At 63.9% G+C, this 16562-nt stretch carries 11 protein-coding genes and 4 tRNA genes; all 15 read right to left on the reverse strand.

Annotation, left to right across the window (positions count from 1 at the left end; genetic code table 11):
- Positions 1–45: 45 nt before the first annotated feature.
- The 15 genes from rpoC to AC1M14_RS26390 all read right to left on the reverse strand — a co-directional run bounded on the left by rpoC (position 46) and on the right by AC1M14_RS26390 (position 16560).
- Positions 46–4290, reverse strand: a complete 4245-nt coding sequence (gene rpoC, locus AC1M14_RS26320; RefSeq protein WP_102775015.1) for a DNA-directed RNA polymerase subunit beta' — start codon at positions 4288–4290, stop codon at positions 46–48.
- Entirely contained in the window at positions 4290–8402 is a 4113-nt protein-coding gene (gene rpoB / locus AC1M14_RS26325) for a DNA-directed RNA polymerase subunit beta (RefSeq protein ID WP_111827320.1), read from the reverse strand. The genes rpoC and rpoB overlap by 1 nt, the downstream gene beginning before the upstream one ends.
- 163 nt (positions 8403–8565) lie before the next feature.
- Positions 8566–8946, reverse strand: a complete 381-nt coding sequence (rplL, locus tag AC1M14_RS26330; protein WP_006389590.1) for a 50S ribosomal protein L7/L12 — start codon at positions 8944–8946, stop codon at positions 8566–8568.
- An 81-nt stretch (positions 8947–9027) separates the two neighbouring features.
- Positions 9028–9552, reverse strand: a complete 525-nt coding sequence (rplJ, locus tag AC1M14_RS26335; protein ID WP_054459366.1) for a 50S ribosomal protein L10 — start codon at positions 9550–9552, stop codon at positions 9028–9030.
- A gap of 250 nt (positions 9553–9802) precedes the next feature.
- Positions 9803–10498, reverse strand: coding sequence for a 50S ribosomal protein L1 (rplA, locus tag AC1M14_RS26340; RefSeq protein ID WP_102775013.1), 696 nt, complete (start codon positions 10496–10498; stop codon positions 9803–9805).
- 2 nt (positions 10499–10500) lie between these two features.
- Positions 10501–10932: a 50S ribosomal protein L11 gene (gene rplK, locus AC1M14_RS26345; RefSeq protein ID WP_102775012.1), complete on the reverse strand. Its 432-nt coding sequence runs from the start codon at positions 10930–10932 to the stop codon at positions 10501–10503.
- Positions 10933–10997: 65 nt separating this feature from the next.
- Positions 10998–11531, reverse strand: coding sequence for a transcription termination/antitermination protein NusG (gene nusG, locus AC1M14_RS26350; RefSeq protein WP_006389586.1), 534 nt, complete (start codon positions 11529–11531; stop codon positions 10998–11000).
- A gap of 9 nt (positions 11532–11540) precedes the next feature.
- On the reverse strand, positions 11541–11921 hold the full coding sequence (secE, locus tag AC1M14_RS26355) for a preprotein translocase subunit SecE (RefSeq protein WP_102775011.1): 381 nt from the start codon (positions 11919–11921) through the stop codon (positions 11541–11543).
- Positions 11922–11985: 64 nt separating this feature from the next.
- A tRNA-Trp gene (locus tag AC1M14_RS26360) sits at positions 11986–12061 on the reverse strand.
- A gap of 142 nt (positions 12062–12203) precedes the next feature.
- Positions 12204–13394 (reverse strand): elongation factor Tu, encoded by a 1191-nt coding sequence (gene tuf / locus AC1M14_RS26365; protein WP_102775022.1) that lies wholly within the window; start codon positions 13392–13394, stop codon positions 12204–12206.
- Positions 13395–13463: 69 nt separating this feature from the next.
- A tRNA-Thr gene (locus AC1M14_RS26370) sits at positions 13464–13538 on the reverse strand.
- Positions 13539–13547: 9 nt separating this feature from the next.
- Positions 13548–13621, reverse strand: a tRNA-Gly gene (locus tag AC1M14_RS26375).
- 164 nt (positions 13622–13785) lie between these two features.
- Positions 13786–13872, reverse strand: a tRNA-Tyr gene (locus AC1M14_RS26380).
- A gap of 114 nt (positions 13873–13986) precedes the next feature.
- Positions 13987–15147, reverse strand: a complete 1161-nt coding sequence (locus AC1M14_RS26385) for an iron-containing alcohol dehydrogenase (RefSeq protein WP_102775010.1) — start codon at positions 15145–15147, stop codon at positions 13987–13989.
- 24 nt (positions 15148–15171) lie between these two features.
- Positions 15172–16560 (reverse strand): aldehyde dehydrogenase family protein, encoded by a 1389-nt coding sequence (locus AC1M14_RS26390; RefSeq protein WP_479730701.1) that lies wholly within the window; start codon positions 16558–16560, stop codon positions 15172–15174.
- Positions 16561–16562: the final 2 nt, after the last annotated feature.

Below are 16562 nucleotides of genomic sequence, written 5' to 3' on the forward strand. Positions count from 1 at the left end.
CAATCAGCGGCCTTTTTGCTGGCGGGAGGTCCCGCCAGTACCGGTTTACTGCTCGGCGTCGTCCGTGCCCAGGTCGGAAGCCGGCGTTTCCGTATCCGAGCCCACCGTGACCGGCGAGTCTTCGAACGGGTTGGCCAGCTGGCGGGCGGCTTCGCGTTCCGCGGCCTCCAGCGCTTCCTTGTCCTTGCGGGCATGGTGGTAGGCCAGGCCGGTGCCGGCCGGGATCAGGCGGCCGACGATGACGTTTTCCTTCAAGCCGCGCAGGTCGTCGCGCTTGCCCATGATGGCGGCTTCGGTCAGGACGCGGGTGGTTTCCTGGAACGAAGCGGCCGAGATGAACGAATCGGTCGACAGCGACGCCTTGGTGATACCCAGCAGCACGTTCTCGTACGTGGCAGGACGCAGGTCCTGGGCCGTGACGCGATCGTTCTCGTTGAGCAGCTCGGAGCGCTCGACCTGCTCGCCCGGGATGAACTCGGTATCGCCGGCGTCCACGATGTTCACGCGGCGCAGCATCTGGCGCACGATCACTTCGATGTGCTTGTCGTTGATCTTCACGCCCTGCAGACGGTAGACGTCCTGCACTTCGTCGACGATGTAGGTCGCCAGCTTCTCGATGCCTTGCAGGCGCAGGATGTCGTGGGGATCGGCCGGGCCGTCCACGATCATTTCGCCCTTGTTCACCACCTGGCCGTCGTGCACCAGCACCTGCTTTTCCTTCGGAATCAGGAACTCGTGGCTGACGCCTTCCAGGTCGGTGATGACCAGGCGCTGCTTGCCCTTGGTGTCCTTGCCGAACGAGACCGTGCCGGTGACGTCGGCCAGCATGCCGGCGTCCTTGGGCGAACGGGCTTCGAACAGCTCGGCCACGCGCGGCAGACCGCCGGTAATGTCGCGGGTCTTTTGCGATTCCTGCGGAATACGCGCCAGGACTTCACCCACGGCAACCTGCTGGCCGTCGCGCACCGTGATCAGCGCGCCCACCGGGAACGAGATGTTCACCGAGTGATCGGTGCCGGCGATCTTGACGTCTTCGCCGTTCTCGTTGACCAGCTTGATCTGCGGACGCATGACGATCTTGCCGCCACGGGTCTTGGGCGTGATCACGACCAGCGTGGACAGGCCGGTGACTTCGTCGACCTGCTTGGCCACGGTCACGCCTTCTTCGATGTTCTCGAAGCGCACGGCGCCGCCGTATTCCGACACGATCGGACGGGTCAGCGGGTCCCACGTCGCCAGGCGGGCGCCGGCCTTGACGGCCTCGCCATCGCCCACCAGCACGGTCGCGCCGTACGGGATCTTGTGGCGTTCGCGTTCGCGGCCGTTGTCGTCGAAGATCGCCAGTTCGCCGGAACGCGAGATGGCCACGCGTTCACCCTTGGCGTTGGTGACGTAGCGCATCGTGCTGGCAAAGCCGACGGTGCCGCTGGACTTGGTTTCGACCGCGCTGGCCAGGGCCGAACGCGAAGCCGCGCCACCGATGTGGAACGTACGCATCGTGAGCTGCGTGCCCGGTTCGCCGATGGACTGGGCGGCGATGACGCCGACCGCTTCGCCCTGGTTGACCGAGGTGCCGCGGCCGAGGTCGCGGCCGTAGCAGTGCGCGCACAGGCCGTGGCGCGTTTCGCAGGTCAGCGGGGTGCGGACCTTGACTTCGTCCACGCCGATGCGGTCGATGGTGTCGACCATGTCTTCGTCCAGCAGGGTGCCGGCGACGATGGCCGTTTCCTGCGTGTCCGGGTTGACGATGTCCACGGCCGCGACGCGGCCCAGGATACGGTCGCGCAGCGGTTCGATGACTTCGCCGCCTTCGACCAGGGCCTTCATGTTGTAGCCCTGCGACGTGCCGCAATCGTCCTCGGTGATCACCAGGTCCTGCGTCACGTCGACCAGACGGCGGGTCAGGTAACCCGAGTTCGCGGTCTTCAGCGCCGTGTCGGCCAGACCCTTACGCGCACCGTGAGTCGAGATGAAGTACTGAAGCACGTTCAGGCCTTCACGGAAGTTCGCGGTAATCGGCGTTTCGATAATCGAGCCGTCCGGCTTGGCCATCAGGCCGCGCATGCCGGCGAGCTGGCGGATCTGGGCGGCCGAACCGCGGGCGCCCGAGTCAGCCATCATGTAGATGGAGTTGAACGATTCCTGGCGCACTTCTTCGCCGTGACGGTTGATCACGGGCTCGGTGGCCAGTTGTTCCATCATCGCCTTGCCGACCTTGTCGCCGGCCTTGCCCCAGATGTCCACCACGTTGTTGTAGCGTTCCTGGGACGTGACCAGACCCGACGAGTACTGCTTGTCGATTTCCTTCACTTCGCGGCTGGCTTCAGCCAGGATGCCTTCCTTGGCGGTCGGGATCAGCATGTCGCCCATGGCGATGGAGATACCGCCGCGCGTGGCCAGGCGGAAGCCCGACTGCATCAGCTTGTCGGCGAAGATCACCGTGTCGCGCAGGCCGCAGCGGCGGAACGACTGGTTGATCAGGCGCGAGATTTCCTTCTTCTTCAGCGCCTTGTTCAGGACGGTGAAGGGCAGACCCTTGGGCAGGATTTCCGACAGCAGCGCGCGGCCGACCGTGGTTTCGTGGCGGCGGATCACCGGCTGCCATTCACCGTTCTCGTCGCGCTCGTGCTCCTTCAGGCGCACGGTGATGCGCGACTGCAGCTCGACTTCGCCGTTGTCATAGGCGCGCTGGACTTCAGCGACGTCCATGAAGAAGATGCCTTCGCCCTTGCCGTTGATGCGCTCGCGGGTCGTGTAGTACAGACCCAGCACGATGTCCTGCGACGGCACGATCGACGGTTCGCCGTTGGCCGGGAACAGCACGTTGTTCGAGGCCAGCATCAGGGTGCGGGCTTCGAGCTGGGCTTCCAGCGACAGCGGCACGTGGACGGCCATCTGGTCGCCGTCGAAGTCGGCGTTGAACGCCGCGCAGACCAGCGGGTGCAGCTGGATGGCCTTGCCTTCGATCAGCACCGGCTCGAACGCCTGGATGCCCAGACGGTGCAGCGTGGGCGCACGGTTGAGCATGACCGGGTGCTCGCGGATGACTTCTTCCAGGATGTCCCAGACCACCGGTTCCTGGCTTTCCACCAGCTTCTTGGCGGCCTTGATGGTCGTGGCCAGGCCCATCATCTCCAGGCGGTTGAAGATGAACGGCTTGAACAGTTCCAGGGCCATCAGCTTGGGCAGGCCGCACTGGTGCAGCTTGAGCTGCGGACCCACCACGATGACCGAACGGCCCGAGTAGTCGACGCGCTTGCCCAGCAGGTTCTGACGGAAGCGGCCGCTCTTGCCCTTGATCATGTCGGCCAGCGACTTGAGCTGGCGCTTGTTGGCGCCGGTCATGGCCTTGCCGCGGCGGCCGTTGTCCAGCAGCGAGTCGACGGCTTCCTGCAGCATGCGCTTTTCGTTGCGCAGGATGATTTCCGGCGCTTTCAGCTCCAGCAGGCGCTTCAGACGGTTGTTGCGGTTGATGACGCGGCGGTACAGGTCGTTCAGGTCGGAGGTCGCGAAGCGGCCGCCGTCCAGCGGCACCAGCGGACGCAGGTCCGGCGGCAGCACGGGCAGCACTTCCATGACCATCCACTCGGCCTTGATGCCGGACTTCTGGAAGCCTTCCAGCACCTTCAGGCGCTTGGAGATCTTCTTGATCTTGGCTTCCGAGCTGGTGGCCTTCAGTTCGCCGCGCAGCGTTTCCACTTCGCGGTCGATGTCGATGGTGCGCAGCAGTTCGCGCACGGCCTCCGCGCCCATCAGGGCACGGAAGTCGTCGCCGTACTCTTCGGTCTTGGCGAGGAAATCGTCGTCCGACATGATCTGGCCGCGCTTGAGCGGCGTCATGCCGGGTTCGATCACGCACCAGGCTTCGAAGTACAGCACGCGTTCGATGTCGCGCAGGGTCATGTCGAGCACCATGCCCAGACGCGAGGGCAGGCTCTTCAGGAACCAGATGTGCGCGACCGGGCTGGCCAGCTCGATGTGGCCCATGCGTTCACGGCGGACCTTGGCGACGGTGACTTCCACGCCGCACTTCTCGCAGATCACGCCGCGGTGCTTCAGGCGCTTGTACTTGCCGCACAGGCACTCGTAGTCCTTGATCGGGCCGAAGATCTTGGAGCAGAACAGGCCGTCGCGCTCGGGCTTGAACGTACGGTAGTTGATGGTCTCGGGCTTGCGAACTTCGCCGTAAGACCACGAACGGATCTTCTCGGGCGAGGCGATGCCGATCTTGATGGCATCGAACTGCTCGTCTTGCGAGACTTGCTTAAAGAGGTCGAGTAGCGCTTTCATTAGTTACGCTCCAAATCCATGTCCAGGGCCAACGAGCGGATTTCCTTGACCAGCACGTTGAACGATTCCGGCATGCCGGCGTCGATGACGTGATCGCCCTTGACGATGTTTTCGTATACCTTGGTGCGGCCGGTGATGTCGTCGGACTTCACCGTCAGCATTTCCTGCAGGGTGTAGGCGGCGCCGTATGCTTCCAGCGCCCACACTTCCATTTCCCCGAAACGCTGGCCGCCGAACTGCGCCTTGCCGCCCAGCGGCTGCTGGGTAACCAAGGAGTACGGGCCGGTCGAACGCGCGTGCATCTTGTCGTCGACCAGGTGGTGCAGCTTCAGGTAGTGCATGTAGCCGACGGTCACGGGACGCTCGAACTGCTCGCCGGTGCGGCCGTCGAACAGCCACGCCTGCGTGCGCGACGGCGTCAGCGCCATGCGCTTGGCGACGTCGTCCGGATAGGCCAGTTCCAGCATCTTGGTGATTTCCTCTTCGGTCGCGCCGTCGAAGACGGGCGTCGCGAACGGCACGCCGTTCTTGAGGTTCTGGGCCATTTCCATGACTTCGTCGTCGGTCAGCTCGTCGATGCGCGCGCCGGTGCCGGTCGTGTTGTAGACCTTGTCCAGGTAGGCGCGGACGTTCTTGACCTGCGCGGTGCGCTCGTCGCGCAGCATGTCGGCGATGCGATGGCCCACGCCCTTGGCGGCCCAGCCCAGATGGACTTCCAGCACCTGGCCGACGTTCATCCGCGAGGGCACGCCCAGCGGGTTCAGAACGATGTCGGCCGGCGTGCCGTCAGCCATGTGCGGCATGTCTTCCACCGGGGTGATGCGCGAGACCACGCCCTTGTTGCCGTGGCGGCCGGCCATCTTGTCGCCGGGCTGCAGACGACGCTTGACGGCCAGGTAGACCTTGATCATCTTCAGCACGCCCGGGGGCAGCTCGTCGCCCTGCGTCAGCTTCTTGCGCTTCTCTTCGAAGGCCAGGTCGAACTGGTGGCGCTTCTGCTCGAGCGATTCCTTGGCCTGCTCCAGCACCACGGCGTGGGGCTCGTCGGCCAGGCGGATGTCGAACCACTGCCAGCGGTCCAGGTCGGCCAGGTAGGCCTTGGTGATCGTGGCGCCCTTGGCCAGCTTGCGCGGGCCGCCGTTGACGGTCTTGCCGACCAGCATCTTCTCGATACGGTCGAACTGGTCGTTCTCGACGATGCGCAGCTGGTCGTTCAGGTCCTGGCGATAGCGGCGCAGTTCATCGTCGATGATGGACTGGGCGCGCTTGTCGCGCACGATGCCTTCGCGGGTGAACACCTGCACGTCGATCACGGTGCCGGTCATGCCCGAGGGCACGCGCAGCGAGGTGTCCTTAACGTCGGAGGCCTTCTCGCCGAAGATGGCGCGCAGCAGCTTTTCTTCCGGCGTCAGCTGGGTCTCGCCCTTGGGCGTGACCTTGCCGACCAGCACGTCGTCGGCGCTCACTTCGGCGCCGATGTAGCAGATGCCGGAATCGTCCAGGCGGTTCAGCTGGGTTTCCGCCAGGTTGCTGATGTCGCGCGTGATTTCCTCAGGTCCGAGCTTGGTGTCGCGGGCCACGACCGTCAGTTCCTCGATGTGCACCGAGGTGTAGCGGTCATCGGCCACGACCTTTTCCGAGATCAGGATCGAGTCTTCGAAGTTGTAGCCGTTCCAGGGCATGAACGCGATCAGCATGTTCTGACCCAGGGCGAGTTCGCCCAGGTCGGTCGATGCGCCGTCGGCCAGCACGTCACCCTTGGCGACCCGGTCGCCGCGCTTGACGATGGGACGCTGGTTGATGTTGGTGTTCTGGTTGGAACGGGTGTACTTGATCAGGTTGTAGATGTCGACGCCGACTTCGCCGGCGACGTTTTCTTCATCGTTCACGCGGATCACGACACGCTCGGCGTCGACGTGGTCGACCAGGCCGCCGCGCAGCGCCTGCACGGTGGTGCCCGAGTCGACGGCCACGGTGCGCTCGATGCCCGTACCCACGACCGGCTTTTCCGGACGCAGGCAAGGCACGGCCTGACGCTGCATGTTGGCGCCCATCAGCGCGCGGTTCGCGTCGTCGTGCTCCAGGAACGGAATCAGCGAGGCGGCGACCGACACGATCTGCGACGGCGCCACGTCCATGTAGTGCACGTTGGCCGGCGCGGTCAGCATGGTTTCGCCGGCTTCACGGCAGGCAACCAGGTCGTCCACGAAGCGGCCTTCGTCGTCGAGCGCGGCGTTGGCCTGCGCGATGACGTAGTGGCTTTCCTCGATGGCCGACAGGTAATCGATCTGGTCGCTGACCTTGCCGTCGATGATCTTGCGGTAAGGCGTTTCCAGGAAGCCGTACTCGTTCAGGCGGGCGTACAGCGCCATGGAGTTGATCAGGCCGATGTTCGGGCCTTCCGGCGTTTCGATCGGGCAGACGCGGCCGTAGTGGGTCGGGTGCACGTCGCGGACTTCGAAGCCGGCGCGCTCGCGGGTCAGACCGCCCGGGCCCAGTGCGGAAACACGGCGCTTGTGCGTGATTTCCGACAGCGGGTTGGTCTGGTCCATGAACTGCGACAGCTGGCTCGAACCGAAGAACTCCTTGATGGCGGCCGAGATCGGCTTGGAGTTGATCAGGTCGTGCGGCATCAGGTTTTCCGTCTCGGCCTGGCCCAGACGTTCCTTGACGGCGCGCTCGACGCGCACCAGGCCGGCGCGGAACTGGTTCTCGGCCAGTTCGCCCACACAGCGCACGCGGCGGTTGCCCAGGTGATCGATGTCGTCGATCTGGCCACGGCCGTTACGCAGCTCGACCAGCACCTTGATGGTTTCGAGGATGTCCTCGTTGGTCAGCGTCATCGGACCGCTGGTGTCTTCGCCACGGCCCAGACGGCTGTTGACCTTCATGCGGCCCACGCGCGACAGGTCGTAGGTTTCTTCGCTGTAGAACAGGCGCTGGAACAGGGCCTCCACCGCTTCTTCGGTGGGCGGCTCGCCGGGACGCATCATGCGGTAGATGGCGACGCGCGCGGCCATCTGGTCGGCGGTCTCGTCGGTGCGCAGGGTCTGCGAGATGTAGGGACCGCGGTCCAGGTCGTTCGTGTAGAGCGTCTGGATGTCGTGGACGTTGGCGGCGCGCAGCGCGCCCAGCACGCTTTCGGTGATCTCGTCGTTGGCGTTGGCGATGACTTCGCCGGTGTCCGGATCAACGATGTTCTTGGCCAGCACGCGGCCGTACAGGAAGTCTTCCGGCACGGAGATGCGCTGGATGCCGCCGGCAGCCAGGTCGCGCAGGTGCTTGGCGTTGATGCGCTTGTCCTTCTCGACGATGACCTTGCCGGAGCGGTCCGAGATGTCGAAGCGGGCCATTTCGCCCTTCCAGCGCTCGGGCACGAATTCCATCATCGCGCCTTCGCTCTTCAGTTCGAAGTTGTCGAAGTCGAAGAAGTTGGCCAGGATCGATTCCGGCGTCATGCCGATGGCCTTGCACAGGATCGTGACGGGCATCTTGCGGCGGCGGTCGACGCGGAAGAACAGGATGTCCTTGGGGTCGAACTCGAAGTCCAGCCACGAGCCGCGGTAGGGAATCACGCGGGCCGAGAACAGCAGCTTGCCGGAGCTGTGGGTCTTGCCGCGGTCGTGCTCGAAGAACACGCCGGGCGAGCGGTGCAGCTGCGACACGATGACGCGCTCGGTGCCGTTGATGACGAAGGAACCGGTGCTGGTCATGAGCGGAATCTCGCCCATGTAGACTTCCTGTTCCTTCACTTCCTTGACGGTGGGCTTGCTGACTTCGCGGTCAAGCAGCACCAGGCGGACCTTGGCTCGCAGGGGCGAGGCATAGGTCAGGCCACGTTGCTGACATTCCTTGACATCGAACACCGGTTCGCCGAGCACATAGCTCACGAACTCCAAGCGCGCCATACCGTTGTGACTAACGATCGGGAAAATCGACGAGAACGCCGCCTGCAAACCGTCGGCTACGCGTTCGGACGGGGCGGTATCCGCCTGCAGGAAAGTTAGGTAGGATTGAAGCTGAGTCGCCAGCAGGAAGGGAACGTTTTGAACGTCTTCACGCTTGGCGAAGCTTTTGCGGATGCGCTTTTTTTCGGTGTACGAGTAAGGCATGAGCACTCCGACTCGAGGTTGCATGGGCCGTCAACCACGGCCCCAGGTGATACGACTCCAGGAAACCCCCCTGAAAAGGGCATTCCCCCAGTAGGGGTTTCCTGGAAACGCAAAAGCCCGGGGACTGCAAACTGCGCTGTCCCCGGGCAAGTTGACGCAGGTCTTACTTGACTTCGACCTTGGCGCCAGCTTCTTCCAGCTTCTTCTTGGCGGCTTCGGCGTCAGCCTTGGCAACGCCTTCCTTGACGGGCTTCGGAGCGCCGTCGACCAGGTCCTTGGCTTCCTTCAGGCCCAGACCGGTCAGCTCGCGCACGGCCTTGATGACGGAAACCTTGTTGGCGCCGGCTTCAGCCAGGACAACGGTGAACTCGGTCTGCTCTTCAGCAGCGGCGGCGGCGCCACCAGCGGCGGGAGCAGCGACAGCGACAGCGGCGGCAGCAGCCGACACGCCGAACTTCTCTTCCATTTCCTTGATCAGCTCGGACAGTTCGAGCACGGTCATGCCAGCGATGGCGTCAAGGATTTCAGCTTTGTTAAGTGCCATTTTTAAGAACTCCAAATATTTTGGTAATGCCAGGGTTTGGGTGTCGCTCGGTCGTTCAGCGAATTCCGGGAAGGGCGGGGATTAAGCCGCAGCCTTCTGGTCGCGCACGGCGGCGAGGCCACGGGCGAACTTGGTCGGAACTTCGTTGAGCGTACGCACGAATTGCGCGATGGGGGCTTGCATGGTGCCCAGCAGTTTCGACAGCAACTCTTCGCGCGAGGGCATGGTGGCCAGGGCCTTCACGCCTTCTTGGTTCAACAGGCTGTTGGGCAGCGAGCCCGCCTTGATGACCAGCTTGTCATTGCTTTTCGCGAAACCTGCGAGGACCTTGGCCGCCGCGACCGGATCGGCGCTGATACCGTAGATCAGCGGACCGGTGAGTTGCTCGGCCAACGGCTCGAAAGCCGTGCCGGCAACGGCACGACGGGCCAGCGAGTTCTTCAGAACACGCAGATACACGCCCGATTCACGCGCAGTTTTGCGCAGTACGGTGACAGAGGCGACGTCCAGACCACGGTACTCGGCGATAACGATCGATTGAGCCTTGGCAACTTCAGCCGAGACTTCCTCGATCACCACCGCTTTCTCTTGACGATTGAGACTCACGGTTTGAACACTCCATCAAAAGACGCCTGGGGCGAATGCCTTGCGCGTCAACCGAATGCGGCGCCTGGTCGAGTTCTTCGGGTAAAGAAATCTTCCTGGGGACGCCGTCTACGCTGGATCCGAACTATGTGAGCTTCGGGATTAAGCGGGGTGGCCCGGTACGGCTTGAACCACCCTGCTCCAGCGGTCTTTGACAGCAGCATCCGGAGAACTCCGGATGCGGCCCAAAGTACGTTTACTACTGTCGGACTCAGGCCGACAGCGAGGCGATTTCCACGCGCGCACCGCCGCCCATCGTGGACGAGACGGCCAGCTTGCGCAGGTAAATGCCCTTGGCAGCAGCGGGACGAGCCTTTTGCAGGGCGTCGACCAGAGCGGCCAGGTTGGTTTGCAGCTGTTCCACGCCGAACGACGCGCGGCCGATCGTGGCGTGGATGATGCCGGCCTTGTCGGTGCGGTACTGAACCTGACCGGCCTTGGCGTTCTTGACGGCGGTGGCGACGTCGGGGGTCACGGTGCCGACCTTCGGGTTCGGCATCAGGCCACGGGGGCCCAGGATCTGACCCAGGGCGCCCACGACACGCATCGTGTCGGGCGAGGCGATGACCACGTCGAAGTCCATCTGACCGGCCTTGATCTGCTCGGCCAGGTCGTCCAGGCCGACGATGTCGGCGCCGGCGGCCTTGGCGGCTTCAGCCTTGTCGCCCTGGGCGAACACGGCCACGCGGACCGACTTGCCGGTGCCGGCGGGCAGCACGACCGAGCCGCGGACCAGCTGGTCCGACTTCTTCGGGTCGATGCCGAGTTGCACGGCCACGTCGATGGATTCGTCGAACTTGGCGACGGCGGTTTCCTTGACCAGGGTCAGGGCTTCAGCGACCGGGTACAGCTTGGTGCGGTCGATCTTCTGCGCAATGGCGGCGGCGCGCTTGGACAGTTTTGCCATGATTAGATCCCCTCAACCGTGATGCCCATGCTGCGGGCGCTGCCAGCGATGGTGCGGACGGCGGCTTCCATGTCGGCAGCCGTCAGGTCCGGACTCTTGGTCTTGGCGATTTCTTCGGCTTGAGCGCGGGTCAGCGTGCCGACCTTGTCGGTATGCGGCTTGGCCGAACCCTTTTGCACGCCAGCGGCCTTCTTGATGAGGACCGTCGCGGGCGGGGTCTTCATGATGAAGGTGAAGCTCTTGTCCGCGAAGGCGGTGATCACCACCGGAATCGGCAGACCGGGCTCCATGCCCTGCGTCTTGGCGTTGAACGCCTTGCAGAATTCCATGATGTTCAGGCCGCGCTGACCCAGCGCCGGACCGATCGGGGGGGAGGGGTTAGCCTTACCAGCCGGCACTTGCAGCTTGATAAAGCCGACGATCTTCTTCGCCATGCTTTGCTCCTTGCGGGTTATATCGCTTCGCGCCGTTCAGGCCCGAAGCTCCCCGGGGGTTGAAATCAGGTCTTTTCGACCTGGCTGAAATCGAGCTCGACGGGGGTGGCGCGACCAAAAATGGTGACCGACACACGCACCTTGCTCTTTTCGTAGTTGACTTCTTCGACGTTGCCGTTGAAGTCCGCAAACGGACCTTCCTTGACCCGAACCATCTCGCCCACTTCGAACAGGATCTTGGGGCGGGGTTTCTCGACGCCCTCTTCCATCTGGGAGAGGATCTTTTCGACTTCCTTTTCGGAAATCGGGGTCGGACGATTGCCCGAGCCACCCAGAAAGCCGGTGACGCGGTTGGTGTTCTTGACCAGGTGCCACGTTTCGTCGGTCAGGTCCATTTCAACCAGGACATAACCGGGGAAAATGCGGCGCTCGGTGATCGACTTCTGACCGCCCTTGACCTCGACGACTTCCTCGGAGGGCACAAGAATGCGGCCAAACGACGTTTGCAGGCCTGCGCGCTCGATGCGCTCGTTCAGGGCCTTGTGTACGCTTTTTTCCATGCCGGAGTACACATGGACGACATACCAACGCTTACTCATTCGCCGTCCTTATTTCCAGCCCAACAACAGGCCGTAGAGAATCCATTCGATGCCCTTGTCGAGCACCCACATGAAAATGCCCATGATCGCCACGAACGCGAAAACGATGCCCGTCATCTGGGTCGTTTCCTTGCGCGTGGGCCACGAGACACGCTTGACTTCGTTGTAGGATTCGCTCGCGAAGCTCAGGGTGCGGCGGCCCGGCTCGCTGAACCACGCGATCACGGCGGCGATCACGAGGCCGGCGACGAACACGCCGATACGAGCAGGCATCGGCTGCGCGCTGAGCACGGAGAACCCGACGATGCCAGCAATAACGACAAGAACCGCCAGCCCGAGCTTGACCCGGTCGGCGGTACTGGTTACGGTTTCTACGCTGGTATTAGACATTTTGCGACGCGAGCCGCCGTGAATGCGTAACTCGCGATGATCTCCCGCGGGTTTATCCTGGCGGTGGCAGGGGCAGTAGGAATCGAACCTACAACCTTCGGTTTTGGAGACCGACGCTCTGCCAATTGAGCTATGCCCCTAAAACACTTGCATTAGTTCGCAGCCGCTCTTCACCGCTGCTTTCCGCGCCATATCAGCTCGCGGAACCATACATCATACTACTTTTACTGCAAGAATGGATAGAGGGATTGAAAAATCCGCTCTATCCACTCTGGAGACTGCTTAGGCGATGATCTTGGCGACCACGCCGGCGCCGACGGTACGGCCGCCTTCACGGATGGCGAAACGCAGGCCTTCTTCCATGGCGATCGGGGCCAGCAGCTTGACGGTCATCGTCACGTTGTCGCCCGGCAGAACCATTTCCTTGTCGGCCGGCAGGTCGATCGTGCCCGTCACGTCCGTCGTACGGAAGTAGAACTGGGGACGGTAGCCGTTGAAGAACGGGGTGTGGCGGCCGCCTTCTTCCTTGGACAGGATGTACACCTCGGAGGTGAATTCCGTGTGCGGGGTGATCGAGCCCGGCTTGGCCAGAACCTGGCCGCGCTGGACGTCTTCACGCTTGGTGCCGCGCAGCAGGATGCCGACGTTGTCGCCAGCCTGGCCCTGGTCCAGCAGCTTGCGGAACATTTCCACGCCCGTGCAGGTCGTCTTGACCGTCGGGGTGATGCCCACGATTTCGATTTCTTCGCCGACCTTGATCACGCCGCGTTCGATACGGCCGGTCACCACGGTGCCGCGACCCGAGATCGAGAACACGTCTTCGACCGGCATCAGGAACGAGCCGTCAACCGCGCGCTCCGGCGTCGGGATGTACGAATCCAGCGCCTGGGCCAGCGACAGGATGGCCTGTTCGCCCAGTTCGCCCTTGTCGCCTTCCAGCGCCAGCTTGGCCGAACCCTTGATGATCGGGGTGTCGTCGCCCGGGAAGTCGTACTTCGACAGCAGTTCGCGCACTTCCATTTCGACCAGCTCGAGCAGCTCGGCGTCGTCGACCATGTCAGCCTTGTTCAGGAAGACGATGATGTAGGGCACGCCCACCTGGCGCGACAGCAGGATGTGTTCGCGGGTCTGCGGCATCGGGCCGTCAGCGGCCGACACCACCAGGATCGCGCCGTCCATTTGCGCCGCGCCCGTGATCATGTTCTTCACGTAGTCGGCGTGGCCCGGGCAGTCAACGTGCGCGTAGTGACGCGTTTCCGTTTCGTACTCGACGTGGGCGGTGTTGATGGTGATGCCGCGAGCCTTTTCTTCAGGAGCCGCGTCGATCTGGTCGTAGCCGCGGGCTTCGCCGCCGAACTTGGTCGACAGAACGGTCGTGATGGCCGCCGTCAACGTCGTTTTGCCGTGGTCAACGTGACCAATCGTACCCACGTTCACGTGCGGCTTGGTACGTTCAAACTTGCCTTTTGCCATGGCTGACTCCTGACCTGGATTGCGCTTTTGACTAAAGCTGCGACTGAAGAAAAGAACTTAGGGAATTAGTGGTGCCCATGGCGCGGATCGAACGCGCGACCTCTCCCTTACCAAGGGAGTGCTCTACCACTGAGCCACATGGGCATATAAAGCTGGAGCGGGTGAAGGGAATCGAACCCTCGTCGTAAGCTTGGAAGGCTTCTGCTCTACCATTGAGCTACACCCGCGGCTATCCTTTCACCTTCTCTCTTCCCGAACCTCTTTCAATACAAAGCCTGGAAAACCGTGCCGCCTTTCTTGCAAAGGCGGCCAAGCATCCAGAACCTCACATTGTAAATCCAGGCCAACTGCGCCTGGATTCCTGTGTACTACTACACGAGGTACGGGTCTCTGGTGGAGGAGGTTGGATTCGAACCAACGTAGGCGCAAGGCCAACAGATTTACAGTCTGCCCCCTTTAACCACTCGGGCACTCCTCCAGAGGAGAATTCGAGATTATGAACACTTTCTAAATCGCTGTCAAACGATTCGGACGAAAAATATTCAGAACTCCGGTTCAGTCACCCCGCGTTTGCACGCAGAGGGGGGCAATCTTACAGATTTCCGTGAACCGCTGCACGGAAAAGTTCGGTGTATTGCGCGGCCGAGTAGTCCACCGGATTGGTGCCGGCCGAAGGGTCGGCGGCCGCCATGCGCCCGACGCGCTCGGCCTGGGCGTCATCGATGCCGATCTCGGCCAGCGTGTGCGCAATGCCGATGGCCTCGCGCAGCGCCAGCACCCAGTCCAGCACCGCGCCCGGCCGGGCCGGCAGGTCCAGGTAGCGCGCCAGCGCTTCCAGGCGCGGAGCCACGGCGTGCTGGTTGGCTTTCAGCACGTAGGGCATGAGGATGGCGTTGAGCAGGCCGTGGTGCGCGTCGTAGAGCGCGCCCAGCGGATGCGCCAGCGCGTGCATGGCGCCCAGCCCGCGCTGGAACGCGGTGGCGCCCATGCTGGAGGCCACCAGCATCTGCTGGCGCGCCTGCAGGTCGGCGCCGTCGGCCACCGCCTGCGGCAGGTATTCCTTGACCATGCGCATGCCTTCGAGCGCGATGCCCGTGGCCATCGGATGGAACACCGGCGAACAATAGGCCTCCAGGTTGTGCGACAGCGCGTCCATGCCGGTGGCGGCCGTGATCTTCGGCGGCAGGCCGACGGTGAGTTCGGGGTCCAGGATGACGATGGCCGGCAGCATGCGCGCATGGAAGATGATGCGCTTGACCTCGGCCGCCTCGTCGGTGATGACCGAGGCGCGTCCCACTTCCGAGCCGGTGCCCGCGGTGGTGGGCACCGCCACCACCGGCGCCATGCCGGCCACGTTCACCCGCAGGTAGTTGTCGCCCACGTCCTCGAAGTCCCACAGGGGCCGCTGCTGGCCCGCCATCAGCGCGATGGCCTTGGCCGCGTCCAGCGCCGACCCGCCGCCCATCGCGATCACGCCGTCATGGCCGCCCTGCCGGTACGCCGCCACGCCGTCGTCGACGTTGCGGCCCGTGGGGTTGCCCTTGATATCGTGGAACAGGCCGCATTGCAGGCCGGCTTCGCGGCACGCGGCCTGCGCCGCGGCCACCATCGGCAGCGCCGCCAGGCCGGGGTCGGTCACCAGCAGCGGGCGCGCCATGCCCAGTTCGCGGCATGCCTGCGGCAGTTCGCTGATGCGGCCGGGACCGGCCTTGATGGCGGTGGGGTAATTCCAGTTGACGCTAGGCACGCTCATGGTCGGCTTCCTGTGGATATCTGGTTAGAGGCTGCGCAGATGGAAGGATTTGGCCTGCGTGAGCTGTTCGTATCCGACCACGGACAGCGATACGCCGCGGCCCGAGTTCTTCACGCCGGTCCAGGCCAGCGCGGGGTCCAGGTAGTCGCAGCGGTTCATGAAGAACGTGCCCGTGCGGACCTGGCGGCCGATGCGCAGCGCGGCCTCCTGGTCCTGCGTGAACGCCGCGGCCGTCAGGCCGTAGGGGCTGTCGTTCATGAGCGCGATGGCCTGCTCGTCGCTGTCGACCGGCATGATGCCGACGACGGGGCCGAAGCATTCGTCGTTCATGACGCGCATGCCGTGGTCCACCTGCGTCAGCAGCGCCGGCGCGACGTAAGGCGAGTTTTTGTTCGCGTTTTTGAAACGCGATGGATCTATCAGGTTTCTGGCGCCGGCCGCGACCGCGGCGTCGACGATCTCGCGGATTTCGTCGGCGGCGCGCTTGCGCACCACCGGCCCGAGCGTGGTCCCGTCCTGCAGCGGATCGCCCAGCACGTATTGCTCGGTCAGCGCCACGGCGCGCTCGACGAACTCATCGTAGCGCGGCCGCGCCACGTAGATGCGCTGGATGCCGCAGCAGGACTGGCCGGAATTGAAGTATGCGCCGTCGACCAGCGTCTCGACCGCGTGGCCGATGTCGGCGTCGTTGCGCACATAGGCCGGATCGTTGCCGCCCAGCTCCAGGCCGACGCCGATGAAGCGCCCCGCCGCGCCCTCTTCCACGCTGTGTCCGCCGCGCACGGAGCCGGTGAAGGACACATAGCCGATTTCCGGCGCGCGGATCAGTCGCTGCGCGATCTCGTGGCTGGCGTGCAGGTACTGGAACACGCCCGCGGGCGCGCCGGCCTCGCGGAACGCGCGCTCGATGAATTCGGCGCACAGCGGCGTTTGATCCGAGTGCTTGAGGATGACGGCGTTGCCGGCCATCAGCGCCGGCACGATGCTGTTGACGGCGGTCAGCAGCGGATAATTCCACGGCGCGATCGTCAGCGCCACGCCGATGGGCTCGCGGCTGATGAAGCGCGTGAACCCGGGCTGCTCGGGAACCCGGATCGGGGCCAGCGCCTCGGCGGCGATGGCGATCATGTGACGCGCGCGCGACTCGAAGCCGGCCACTTCGCCCGGCGTGTAGCGCAGGGGCCGGCCCATTTGCACGGTGATGGCGCGCGCGATTTCGTCCCTGGCCGCGACGAAGCGGTCCACGGCGGCCGACACGATGCGCCCCCGCTCCTGCACGCCCAGCGCCGCCCAGCCCGGCTGCGCGCCGTGGGCGTCGGCCAGCGCACGCGCGATCTGCGCCTCGCTGGCATAGGGACGGCGGACGACCTCGCGCCCGTCGATCGGACTGATGGTGATGAGTTCCTGCGTCATGG

The sequence above is a fragment of the Achromobacter sp. SX5 genome (genome assembly GCF_056711425.1).